This is a genomic window from Tianxiuia mixotrophica (assembly GCF_050596425.1).
Classification (GTDB): domain Bacteria; phylum Bacillota; class Clostridia; order Peptostreptococcales; family Acidaminobacteraceae.
Genome location: NZ_CP192292.1, coordinates 3473563 through 3486765, shown reverse-complemented (window position 1 = coordinate 3486765; position 13203 = coordinate 3473563). Strand labels below are relative to the sequence as shown.

The 13203-nt window shown below is 34.6% G+C and carries 9 protein-coding genes; 4 read left to right on the top strand and 5 right to left on the bottom strand.

What is annotated here, in order from left to right; translation table 11 throughout:
* Window positions 1-313: 313 nt before the first annotated feature.
* Window positions 314-1684, top strand: coding sequence for a WG repeat-containing protein (locus ACQ4KW_RS15410; protein WP_430883378.1), 1371 nt, complete (start codon window positions 314-316; stop codon window positions 1682-1684).
* Window positions 1685-2421: 737 nt separating this feature from the next.
* On the opposite strand, the gene ACQ4KW_RS15405 is transcribed toward ACQ4KW_RS15410, so the two are convergent.
* The 3 genes from ACQ4KW_RS15405 to ACQ4KW_RS15395 all read right to left on the bottom strand — a co-directional run bounded on the left by ACQ4KW_RS15405 (window position 2422) and on the right by ACQ4KW_RS15395 (window position 3886).
* On the bottom strand, window positions 2422-2691 hold the full coding sequence (locus tag ACQ4KW_RS15405) for a helix-turn-helix domain-containing protein (protein ID WP_430883377.1): 270 nt from the start codon (window positions 2689-2691) through the stop codon (window positions 2422-2424).
* Window positions 2691-3041 carry a type II toxin-antitoxin system RelE/ParE family toxin gene (locus ACQ4KW_RS15400; protein ID WP_430883376.1) on the bottom strand — a complete coding sequence of 117 codons (351 nt, stop codon included), beginning with the start codon at window positions 3039-3041 and terminating at the stop codon, window positions 2691-2693. Before ACQ4KW_RS15400 ends, ACQ4KW_RS15405 begins: the two co-directional genes overlap by 1 nt.
* A gap of 239 nt (window positions 3042-3280) precedes the next feature.
* Window positions 3281-3886 carry a hypothetical protein gene (locus ACQ4KW_RS15395; RefSeq protein ID WP_430883375.1) on the bottom strand — a complete coding sequence of 202 codons (606 nt, stop codon included), beginning with the start codon at window positions 3884-3886 and terminating at the stop codon, window positions 3281-3283.
* A 1190-nt stretch (window positions 3887-5076) separates the two neighbouring features.
* Here ACQ4KW_RS15395 and ACQ4KW_RS15390 point away from each other — a divergent pair.
* Complete coding sequence (locus ACQ4KW_RS15390) at window positions 5077-6522, top strand: hypothetical protein (RefSeq protein ID WP_430883374.1); 1446 nt, start codon at window positions 5077-5079, stop codon at window positions 6520-6522.
* Window positions 6523-8408: 1886 nt separating this feature from the next.
* Here the strand turns inward: ACQ4KW_RS15390 and ACQ4KW_RS15385 are convergent.
* Window positions 8409-9952 (bottom strand): IS3 family transposase gene (locus ACQ4KW_RS15385; RefSeq protein ID WP_430883257.1). Its coding sequence is split into 2 segments (ribosomal slippage): window positions 8409-9499 and window positions 9499-9952, totalling 1545 coding nucleotides; the frame shifts between segments, so codons are not numbered across the junction.
* Between the two features lie 392 nt (window positions 9953-10344).
* A complete protein-coding gene (locus ACQ4KW_RS15380; protein WP_430883373.1) occupies window positions 10345-10863 on the bottom strand; it encodes a CGNR zinc finger domain-containing protein in 519 nt (172 codons plus the stop codon).
* Window positions 10864-10961: 98 nt separating this feature from the next.
* Here ACQ4KW_RS15380 and ACQ4KW_RS15375 point away from each other — a divergent pair, with 98 nt between their 5' ends.
* Window positions 10962-11819 (top strand): arginase family protein, encoded by an 858-nt coding sequence (locus ACQ4KW_RS15375; RefSeq protein ID WP_430883372.1) that lies wholly within the window; start codon window positions 10962-10964, stop codon window positions 11817-11819.
* 191 nt (window positions 11820-12010) lie between these two features.
* Window positions 12011-13138: a hypothetical protein gene (locus tag ACQ4KW_RS15370; RefSeq protein WP_430883371.1), complete on the top strand. Its 1128-nt coding sequence runs from the start codon at window positions 12011-12013 to the stop codon at window positions 13136-13138.
* The last annotated feature ends 65 nt before the right edge of the window (window positions 13139-13203 follow it).

Below are 13203 nucleotides of genomic sequence, written 5' to 3'. Positions count from 1 at the left end.
GTGAGCCATTTATAAGCAATATCGTATTTGTATTTTTATTAATTACCTTTATCTCAGAAAAAGTGCTTAGATTTTATTTGTGTAGAAAGATTTTGTAGATATTATCTATTTTATGCCACGAAGTATTGTAATTTCAGCATATAACACAGCGGTGTCCCGCCATTCGCCCTGAGATTATTGAGTTTATGAATGTTCCGAAGTGAAATGTTTATGCGACATTGAACATGTTGCAATAAGTGGGCGCACGACCGTGAACCGTGGGAACGTTATATGGAATATTACCAGCAAGTGAGTGTTTTAGAAAGGATTCGCTATGAAATTTAAGTTAACTATATTATCTATAATGATTCTGGTTATCAGCAGTTTCATAACTTATGCTGATGAAGAATCGAGTAATATATATAAGTTTGTTGATTCAAAAGGAAAGGTAATTTTGTCTTTTGAAGAATATGATGATGTTAGATCATTCAGTAGTTCTTTAGCAAGAGTAAAATTAAACGGGTTATATGGTTACATCAATACCAACGGCGATGTCGTTATAGAACCAAAATATAAGAGAGCTACAGATTTCATAGAAGGTTATGCCTATGTCAAAATGTTAAATGATACGAATGTGATTATTGATAAAATAGGAGAAATAGTGAATGACCTAATTGACGAGAACTATGATAAAGAACAATCAGTTGAAACTTTTTTCAGTAATAGTAAGCAGAAGTATGGTTTATGTAATAATACAGGAATAGTTTTGAGTGCAAAATATGATGGTATATATCAAGTTCATCCAGCGTTGTATTTACTAGAAAACCAAAAAAAATATGGTTTCTACAATTCGATTACAGATAAATTGATGGATCCAATGTATCCTACTTTATCATTTGAAAATGAAGAAGAATGCATTTCATACTCGGACAACGAAAGTGTACAAGGTTTGATGGATTTAAACGGAGATACTCTTATTGAAACAAATAAGACCGTCATTACATATATTAGCCCTAAGTTAAGGGAAATAGTGAAAGATCAATATTTCAACTTTGGTGCAGTGTCAACAAATGGTCCACCAGATATCCACACAAAAGTCGGTAGAATTAGAATAGATAGATCAGAAAATGGACTTATGCTCATAAAGGTTGAATATTACATGGATGATCAGACTGAAGTTAAATATGCATTATATGGACCACGGTTAAAGACGAAGGTATGCGAAATCAGTGAAGAATACGTTGATGTTGGTTATAATTTTCTAGTGTCAAATTCGAAAGAATTAGAGACTACTAAATATCATGATCTTTATGGGAATGTAATACAAACATTTTCAGATAATTTTACTGGAAGGAGTGGCGCACACATAGTATTGCAAAAATCATCAGGAGAGTTCTATCTTGCTGATATATACAAAACCTATTTGGAACAAGAGAATTATCTAGAAGTGATATTGCCTGTTGAAGAAAATAGCATTGTTGTGAAATCATTAACTGGATATGGGATAGTAGGTTTAGATGGTGAAATTATTACAGATATGAATTATGAGATTATGTCTAGCATAAATAATGGTGTAGTAGTTGCAACTAAGAATAGCGAGCAAATGTATTTAAGTATTGAGGGAAATGTTATATATAAAGCAAAAGTTGGCGAGTATCTAAATGAGTTTTCTGAAGGCTATGGATTAATTGAAAACGTAAAGTAAGCCTTAATTTTTATAAAAAGCTGGAAATACTCCATATAACACAGCGGTGTCCCGCCATTCGCCTGGTGGATACTTAATTTGAGAGTGTTCCGCGGTGAAATAGTTATACGACGTTTAATGCGTTGTACTAAATGGGCGAACGACCGTGAACCGTGGAAACGTTATAAGGCAGAAATGACTGGTCAGAGCGGTTAGAGACATGTGTGTTAAGAATTAGCTTATCGCTACTTTTCGTTAAGTTTACGGGATTTTATCACAGTGTGTAGCCTTGAATAGAGTTCACCAGTAATCTGACAGGGTGTAGTTTTGCAAAATGTCATTCGCTAAATTAAACAAATTAGGGTCTGAATTTTAGTAGAAACATGTCACGATCATATAACGAAAAGAAGCTCAACTGCTTTGCTTGATCTGAGAAAATTTTAATGAGCTTGCTAAGTACAAATTGTTTCATCAACGGAATTGCTAAAACTAAGTCGCAAAGCAGCATGGTTAATAAAGCGAATGAATAAAAGGACGTCATTGTCCGCCATATAACAGAGCAGTTCCCAGCACTAAACCCAGTCACCCTTTTTGCGAGGGTTCTTTTTATGTGGCGTGATGGAAGGAAATGGTGAATGAAGCTAGAATAGTTAATAGTGCGAGTGCAAAAAAGTCGCCAGGGACGCGCCGGGAACTGTCCAGGCGTTATGGGAAATAAAAAACTGAGTAATGACAAAAAAAGTCGACTGTTAAGCCGACTAACTGAATGTAATATGAAGTTCTTTTCCTAGAGCATGTGCAACTTTAGAAAGAAACTCAAAACTAGGATTGTAAGATCCGCTCTCTAGCCTAGATATAGCTGATTGTTTTGTTCCAACAATTTCAGCAAGATCTTTTTGAGTTAATCCTTTATCAAGGCGTAGTTTTATAATTTCTTTTGTTATTGTGTAGATTGGTTCAAGTGCATCATACTCACGTTTAGTTTCATCGTCTTCAAGTAGGAGTTTCTTAATATCTTCATGACGCATTAGTACTCACCTCTTTCAAGAAAATCAGTTTTTCTATGTTCAGCGATCTCAATATCCTTCTTTGGAGTCTTTTGAGATTTTTTCTGGAAAGCGTGTAAAAGAACAAATCTTTTTGCTTTCAGAGTGAAGTAGAAAATACGGTAATTATCAGAACCTTGTTTGACACGAAGCTCCCATAGGTCATCAGTGCCCTTCATCTTTTTAACATGTGGCATACCAAGTTGTAGCCCGAAGTCTTGTAGAAGGTCAACTTCTCGTAGAATTTTAGCACGATCCTTCTTAGGAAGTTTCATAAGAAAGTCGAGTATTGGACATTGACCATCTTTATGATAATAGATTATTTCGAACACTAAATCACCTCTTTTATAGTGTAATTATATAACGTATATGTTATATAGTCAAATGGTGTACATGTTTGAAGACGTTTTTTACTACCCATAACACAGCGGTGTCCCGCCATTCGCCCTGTGGTAACTGAGTTTCTGAATGTTCCGCGGTGAAACGTTTATTCAAGATTGAATGTGTTGCAATAAGAGGGCGAACGAGCGTGAACCGTGGGAACGTTAAGTGAAAATTTTCAAGCAGTCAATTATATAACTGAGTATATTCTTGCCTGAGTTTGATCTAATAAAACGCCAGTGTTAGTTATATCATCAAAATCATAATAATGCTTAGTTTGATGAGTAGATTTGTTACAAACTCCAATTACTGTTGTATGAGTTTTATCATTTCTTTGATATGTTGCTTTTTTCAGTTCTACTTTTCCATCACATTTTAAGCACTTTGCAGATAACTCATATGAGAGAATCTTATCGCCACGAATGACTCGCGTGTAATCAGGGCCGAATTTAATAGACTTTCTAAAATTGAAGAAGACTCTATGATACAAGTAAAGACCAATAGTCAAGAACATGAAGAAAGCGCAAATGGCTATGAAAATCTTATGATTACTTGAGAAGTTGTCTTTAATTAGACCATGGAGATAGCTAGTTATTGATGCAATAAAAGTGATAATAGTTATGATAGTGGCAGCTTTATCCATTCTTTTATTGAAATCAGCCAAATTCTCCTCATGTTTAAACTCATTTGAAAAGGTTATTTCGTTATTTTTTTCATTTTTAGTAACACTAAGATCTAGTGAATTGTTATCACCTTTTATATCAATTTTATACTTTGATTTGCGGCTATGTTTCATAGTTATAAACCTCCCGTCTATTTACAGTATAATACAATTATAATATAAAAATTATGGTGATGTAAGGCTTGAAAATCATCACTTAACACAGCGGTGTCCCGCCATTCGCCTGTGGTGATGAGTTTCGTGATTATGCCAGCTTCATGCTCTGAAATAGCTGAAAGTATTGCAATAAAAGGCGAACGAGCGTGAACCGTGGGAACGTTAGTTGGCATTATCTACGTTTAAGTTTAAGCAGTTAGTTTAATTGGCACGTTAATGTTGCTATAGGCTGAGCATTACCGCCTCACTATGGGTAGGAGTTCATTATTTTGCATTAGAGCCTTGTTCTTTCAAACAAAATTCAGCGCTTTGAATACGTTGAGAGGATAATGTTTATCTGACTGCATTTCACTTAATAAGTATATGCTTGCAACGAACTAAGTTGGCATATGAGTTCATTGTACTCATTAATATAGACTGAAGGCTCCACGGTTTTCGTCCTTCAAATTGCATCTGGGGCTGTGAGGTCTCTAAATTAGGATTCCTTTTGACTTCGGCCTCCGTCTGAACTTTGATATTAGTATGTAAGAGTTTGAGCCAGTAATGACATTATACTATTAAGTTTTAGGCCTTATAGCTTTCACTAAATGACTAGTATTCAAAATGCAACTTGAAATCGAAAATCGCCTTATACGAAAAGTGAGCAAGCACTGGTAGTCTGAGAGAACACTCAAAAGCAGCGCTGAATTCAGTTTGAACAAGCCTGGTTGTGAGGAGAGAAATGATTCTTTTAAATTAGAACGGCTGAAGTTAGTTTTGAATTTTACAGTGCCAATTATCTGTGATCAGAGTACACAGCTCCATATTTACTATGAGGGTTGGTTTCCTTGAATGAAAGTATTTTATACTTGGCGCATTGCATTAAATAGGAAGTGGTAATATTCCGCTGAGAAGTGTCCAAGACATTTACGTGCTAGGTATCTTAATGTAATTCGACATCTCACTAAATGAGTCTGTTGGTTTACTATACTTCAATACATCATTTAGGCAACGCCATCTAACACAGTGGTTCCAGACATTCCCCTCGTATTATACGAATTGGGGAATTTTTAATTAGTCTCTTATGTTAAAATATAGAAGCGTATATATAAAGTGGGGAACGATCTTGAACCATGGGAACGTTAGAGTGCATAAAATTGGAGGTCAATGTGAATCACTACTTTGGTCAAGAATGGGAATTACTAGATGATGAATTATTACTTACGAGATATGTGAATATAGCTGGTATTGAATTAAATGATTTTAGTGTTAAAATCTCAATCAAAAGAAACTCTGAGTATAGGATTGTAGGAACCTTAACTGGTTTAAATCTCAATGATGTAATTGACAAGTATCAAAGTATGCAAACTGGTGATGTTATTCAGTCAATTAGTATAAGAGGTTGGGATGAAAATGGTGGAGGAGTCTATGAACTTCCCGAAGTGTATTTCGGAGAAATTATTAACACTATAAGTATTGGCGAGAAAACTGAGTCAATAATTGAGCTTAACATTCGGAATATAAGGTCTGAAGCTAAAAATGAAGGTAATGTTTCGGTGGTTAAAGATTGGTTCATTAATGCACCTAATCATACATACCTATTAAATGAATACTCTGATAGAAAAGATGAAAGAGTTGTTGAGATCACTAGAGGTGAATACAAGTCTAGTTACTTTCTAAAAAAAGTAAGCGGATCTCCATGTAACTTTATGTCATTTAATATAAATGATTGGGACATATACGTTGAAAAATGTATAGTAATTGATCGAAATGACATAAATGAGTTCAGACCTCTATCGGTAACATATGTTTCAAAGACTGATAATTCTCAACTGAATGAGGAGATAAGAACATCAGTTAGTTCCGTTCTATCACTTTACCTTGGTAAACCATTAATTCAAGTGGGGTCTAGTTACTTAAATTCAAAGTCGGAAATATTACTTTTGGAATCTATTAATCCAATATTTCCAACAGATAGAAAGTTCTTATCAATTGAAGAAGAGATATTTATTGGTGATCCATATCCCTTAAACGAAAAATACAAACTAGTCGAAAATTTTAAAGAATCTTTACTGAAATTTGTTGAACTAAGAAAGAAAACTAGAATTGACGAATTGTTGTGGAGATATTGGATTTCGAGAGATCACTTCATATCATTGCAACTACCTACATTAGTAAGTGGTCTAGAAATTTTCATAAAGAGTTATATGGAGTCTATTGAGCAAACTTATATTCCTAATGATGATTTTAAATTGATTTACGACTATATTAGTGAGCATATCGAGTCAAATTATAATGAACTAAAAGATATTGATGTAGTATTGTCGAAGATTAAGGGATCAAATCGTGTTAGCATTGGAAAAACATATGAGCAGTTTTTCATAACTCTCGGTTTGGAGTTTTCCCCCAAAATTAAGAAGGCGATTGGTGCTAGAAATGCACTTATTCATCATGGAATGAGCAAAAAGTCTGGCTCGGAATATAAGACTATTAATAATTTACTCATAGTAAGAACAACAATTAATAGGATAGTACTGAAATTGCTTGATTATAGAGGTGGATATATTGATCATAGCTCACGTGGATTTGAGCTGAGACGAATTGAAGATTACTAAAATCCAATTTGACGCCCTCTAACACAGCGGTGTCCCGCCATTCGCCTGGTGGTGACGGACTGAGTGATTTTACATAGTTTGATTTTCTGAAATAACTGAAGGTGTTGAAAAAAGTGGCGAACGGCGTGAACCGTGGGAACGTTAGTTGGCATTATCCACGTTCAAGTTTAAGCAGTTAGTTTAATTGGCACGTTAATGTTGGTATAGGCTGTGCATTACCGCCTCCCTATGGGTAAGAGTTCATTATTTTGCATTAGAGCCTTGTTCTTTCAAACAAAATTCAGCGCTTTGAATACGTTGAGAGGGTAATGTTTATCTGACTGCATTTCACTTAATAAGTAAGCGCTTGCAATGAACTTATTTGGTATATGAGTTCATTGTACTCATTAATATAGACTGAAGGCTTCAAGGTTTTCGTCCTTCAAATTGCATCTGGGGCTGTGAGGTCTCTAAATTAGGATTCCTTTTGACTTCGGCCTCCGTCTGAACTTTGCTATTTGTATGTAAGAGTTTTGGCTAGTTATGACATTATACTATTAAGTTTTAGGCCTTATACCTTTCACTAAATGACTAGTTTTCAATATGCAACTTGAGACCGAAAATCGCCTTATACGAAAATGAGCAAGCACTGGTCATCGTAGAGAACACTCAAAAGCAGCGCTGAATTCAGTTTGAACAAGCCTGGTTGTGAGTGTTGGATTTGAAATTCAAATTAGAACGGCTGAAGTTAGTTTTGAATTTTACAGTGCCAATTAGCTGTGATCAGAGTACACAGCTCCATATTTACTATGGGGGTTGGCTTCTTTGAATGAAAGTATTTTATACTTGGCGCATCGCAGTAAATAGGAAGTGGTAATACTCCGCTGAGAAGTGTCCAAGACATATACGTGCGGGGAATCTGAATGTAATTCGACATCTCATTAAATGAGTCTGTTGGTTTACTATACTTTAATACATCATTCAGGCAACGCCATCTAACACAGTGGTTCCAGACATTCCCCTCGTATTATACGAATTGGGGAATTTTTAATTGGTCTCTTATGTTAAAATATAGAAGAGTATAGAAAAAGTGGGGAACGATCTTGAACCATGGGAACGTTAGTTGTCATTATCCATGTTCAAGTTTAAGCAATTAGTTTAATTGGCACGTTAAGTGTATAAACAGGCTTATCATTGACGCCTCATGCTGATAATGGGCTAATGAAATTTGAGTTAGAGGCTTGTTCTTTTTAAACCAAAATCAGCGCTTTGAATACGCTGAAAGAATAATGCTTATCTTACTGCAATTCTCACAATAAGTAAGTGCTTGCAACGAAATAAATTGTCATATTAGTTTTTTTATTCATGGGCATATGGCGGAGGCTCCAAGGTTTTCATCATTCAACTTGCATCTGGGGCTGTCGGGCCTTCATATGCATTTAACTTTTCACTTCGGCCCCGTGGTTAGCTTCAACATTCAAGTATAAAATTCAGAGGTGTTTATTGTAGGTTGTGTTATAAAATCAGGCCTTATAACTTTCACTAAATGACTAATTTTCTTTATGCAACTTGAAATCGAAAATCGCCTAACAAGAAATGGAGCAAGCACTGGTGGACTGAGAGAACACTCAAAAGCAGCGCTGAATTTAGTTTGAACAAGCCTGGTGTTAGTGGTCGTCTTTAAATCCGTTTAATTAGTTCGGCTAAAGTAAGTTTTGAATTATACAGTGCCAATTCTCTGTGACTTTGGTACACAGCTCCATATTGACTGAATAGGTGGTTTCTTTGAATGAAAACGTTGTGAACTGGGTGCGTTACTTTGAATGAGAAAGGGTAATATTCCGCTGAGAAGTGTCCAAGGCATATATGTGCTGGGCATCCGCTGTATGTCAACATAGTTGTCGTGTTTAGCTAATTTTTTCTCTCTGAATGTCCACTTTACTTGGGTTTAAATACACTGTTTCTTCCACTTCCCAGTTTCTTGTCGATCTACTCCACCTATGTGGATTTTTTGATCGTGCTTGTTGATACACTTTATTACGTTTTTCGGTTATCATTTTTGATTTACCGTCATGTCGTTCTTTAGGTGTCATGAACTTGATACCACGATGTCGATGTTCAGTATTGTAATATTTCGAAAATTCCAAAACCCACGCACGTGCTATCTCAATAGACTCAAAGCCATGGTGTGGAAATGTCGGCATATACTTCACAGTTTTAAAAAATGATTCAATAAAAGCGTTGTCATTACTTACTCGTGGTCTGCTATTTGATGGCACAATACCAAGAGAATATAACGTAGTTAAAAGCGATGCACCTTTCATGGGGCTACCATTGTCAGAATGAAGAACTAGCGGTTGCAGGCCTGAAAGCACATTCTCTGAATAACATGCTTTGCGTATGAGTACACTTGCATTCTCAGCACTTTCATTTGGCCAGATTTCCCATCCGACAATCTTACGACTATATAAGTCGAGTATTAAATACAAGTAGTAATATATGCCTTTAGCTGCTCCTGGCAACCAAGTGATATCCCACATCCATACTTGATTGGGTCCTGTGGCTTGATGTGTTGTCATATGGCGTTTTACGGGTTGTTTTGACTTCCCGCGGTGGTTGTTTTGCTTATGTTCGTTAAGAATTCTATAAAAGGTAGATTCTGAGGCAATATATATTCCCTTATCAGCAAGTCTAGGTACGACTTGTGACGGTGGTAGATTTTGATGTTCAGGTTTATTCATTGCCGTTAAAACGGCTTGTTCTTCTTTTGGGCTAAGTTTGTTTTGAGGTGTAGGTCTGATTGCATCAGGACGTTTATCCTTCGTTTTTTCACCTTCCAAACGCCAACGCTGCAGCGTTCTTTCGCTTATATTAACCTCGTTACATGCCATGAATTGTCGAGCGCCAGATGATACAGCTTCATCGATAACTTCCATTACTGCTAAGCGATTTGATGCTGAAGTTAATCTTCCTCGTCCGAATTCCAAATCGCATTCATCTTTTTTCTGAGGACCAGTAGTGCGGCTGCTTCAGCTAATGCTTTTTCTTTACGAATGAGCTCTTTTTTCACTGATTTCAACTCAGCATCTTTAGTCTTTAATTCTTCTTTTACTTCGTTATCAGATGTAGTTTTACCGGTAATAAACGTTGATTTCCAAGCGTTGATTTCATCAACATAAAGTCCTTTTTTACGACAATATTCTGAAAGCTCTTGTTGGTTTAAATGAGCAGTTTCTATAATAATATTTAGCTTTACTTCATTCGTGTATTTTTCGCTACCTTTGGTATGTGTTTGTATTACTGCGCCGTGTTCTTTAGCATTTTTCTTCCATTTATAAAGGGTTTGTTCAGGGATGTTATGTTGCTTTGATAACTCGCTGACTTTCACATTCTGTGGCGGCAACATTTGTTTTATTATTTTTGCTTTCAGTTGTTTACTATATCTTGGCATCGGGTTTCTCCTTTTCGCATTACTCTCAATGATAGAGTAAATTTCACCTCCCGACAACTAGGCTAACATATAGGGCATCTGAATGTAACTCGATATCTCACTAAATAAGTTTAATTGTTCATTATGCTTCAATGCATCATTTAGGCAACGCCATCTAACACGTGGGTGTCCCGACATTCGCCTGTGTTATACAGAAATAATGCTGTGAAAAAGCATGTGACTTTGGAAATAGTTTATTGTTTAAATTAACAGGGGCGAACGGTCGTGAACCCCGGAAACGTTATAAGAAATATTTTACTTACTTTTCGACAGAGACTTAGTATCATTTCAAAAAATTGATAATCTGAAAATTTAAGAGTGCATTCTACTAAAGGGATGCACTCCTTTTTGTACTATCTATTTTTCTCTCTGAATCGTCTTACCTTGGCAACATTATTACATTTGATTGAACAATATTTTTTGTTTTGATTTTTACTTTTGTCAAGGAAGTAAAACTGACAATCTTCAACACCACACTTTCGTATTTTAGGAATAAGGTCATTGTTGATAGATTTTGTGAGTTCAATAATAATCATTGCGATAATTCTATCTTCCATAGAAGAGGTAGATATCATTTGGATTTTGGGTTTGTTTTCCATAACAGATAGTTGATTATAGAATGTAGCTTTTTTGAGACAGTTGTTTAGAAAATCTATTTGGTCGTTTATTAAGTATCCTTCAAAAATACTTATTACAATATTACGAACAACATTTATTGTAGCTACAAATTCAGAACTTGGATAACTAACGAGTAAATTATCTGAGTTGTTAAGATTTTCATTGATCCATTTGATATCACTTAATACATCAATATCTTTATGTTTAGTGAACCAAATCGAGTTGGCAAGGTTTAAAATTAAATTGCATTGCATTGTGTAACCTCCTAATAGAGTATTGATAGTTACGGTTGTTAGTGTTATAGTATTATTATAGCATGCAAAAGCTCAAAATGGTGGTTACGGAGGTTAGAATGAGAATAATATTAAAAGGTGTACCTTCAAATATTGGGGCATTAAATTACGGAACAGAAATGGCCCCAAAGCTACTTAGGGAAGCTGAAATAGTAAGTAAACTTAGCTTATATCATGAGGTTGTCGATTTAGGCGATGTAGAGTTACCGAAAAATTTAATAAGACATAATGACTCACCTGTTCGAAATTGGCCATCGCCTAAAATTATGTGGGAAGAGACAATAAACCAATTATCATTATGTTTTGAAGAGCATGACTTTACAATTGTTGTTGGTGGAGGTTGTAGTATATTCACAGGCATTTTTGGGAAGTTTCATCAAATGTACGGTGATCGATCTAAAATTATATCAATAGATCATCACATAGATATAAAAGAGCCTAGTTCAGAGATTTGTATGGGTGCAACAGCTTATACACATTGGTTTCTAACTTCAAAGAATGAGTGGTTTGAGAAACCGTCTGATTTTACTAAAGAAGGGATTATTGCCTTAGGTTATAGTGAAGACACTATAACGGAAGGATATGATATTAGTGGAATAACAGGTTACAGTAAAGAAGAAATTTTGAACATAGGTGCGAAGAATGTAATAAGAGAAAGCCTAAGTAGCTTGAACTCTGAGGATAAAATTATAGTTCACTTAGATTTAGACGTAATAAATGAACTTGATTTAAAAAGTGTCTATATGCCTAGTCCCAATGGTATGAAGATTTCAATAGTTAGAGAGTTATTAAAAGGAATAGTTTCAGATTCAAGAGTATTAGGATTGGTAGTAACTGAGTTTTCAGGTGTAAGTGAAAATAGTGAAACAGATGCTAAGACAGTTGTTGATCTCTTAAGAAGTTTATTTGAAAGATAGTATTAAAATATAGAAATCGTAAAATACTTCTTATAACATGTCAATTCCCAACACGCCCCAGAATTATACAAAATGGGGCGTGTTTTATTAGCTTTCGAATGTTAAAATATAGAAGAGTATATACAAAGTGGGGCACGTCGGGAATTGCAGGAACGTTATATGTCAGTTATCTCTAGAAAGGAATAATCATAATGAGTAATGAAGAATTAAAAGAATATCTGAAACAGTCTATATCAGCAATTACATTAGCCATAGTTATTATAACTTTTATTGGCTTTACATATCAGTTAGGTAGATTCATTGCAGTCGTTGGTGGTAATGCAGTCATATCATTTAGTTCAATAATCATTTTACCAGTTAGAGAATATGTAGTCTCTGGTTTGACTTTTTTGCACATTTATCTTTTTCCTTTTTTCTTGACTTGCATATTAATTATTTACTTCAACAATGTTAAAAGTGATTTTATTATAAAATATAGCAAGATAGTGAATTGGATACTTATACTTCTTTTTACAAGCATATTCTTATTATATTTGAATAGTTTTCCTCTAAATACGGAGGGCAAATGTTCTATATTTAGATTAGTGATGTTCTCAACTTTGAGTATGACGGTTATGTTTGCATTTAAAACAAATCATGATTCAGCTAAAAGATTGAGTATAGTTTTTGTATTAGGCTTTATATTAGCAGCACCATTTACAGAAGGTAAGACAGATGTAATTGAAGTAACATCAGCATTTGAAAGCAACGATGAAAATTTGTCAATTGTTCAAATTAATACAGATGAGAAAAGATATTACTTATTCAATGATTTAGAAGATTATGTTGTAGTTTATGATTTTGAGTATAAGCGTTTATCAAAGATTGATAAAGATCAAATAACAAAAGTAGATTACAGTCATTCGCTAAGAACTATTCCTGATGATTGGGATGATATCAAACTCAACAAAGATGATTATAACTTAATCGACTCATTTTATGATAATATGTATAATTCTTCTGATTTGTCAGTACAGAATCTGAAGAACAATATATTAGCTGATCATTTGTTTAATTCACTTTTCATGTATAGAGATGAAGAGGAGATCAGTAAGATACTTTTAAGAGAGGAACGTCAAATAAAGTTCCAAGATTTTTCTGGTTATAAGGAGATTGGAAAAATCAATATAGATGGATTTGACTATATATATCTGATTGAACACTGGGGAACTATAAATAAATTTAAAAGATTCAGAGTCATGAGTAATAAGATACTAAGTATTGAAGAGGCAACTGAGTTAGATATATCAATTTTGACACGAGGATATGAGGATATATAACGAGAAAACCGACATATAACACAGCGGTGTCCCGCCATTCGCCATGTTGAGACCGAGTTGATTTA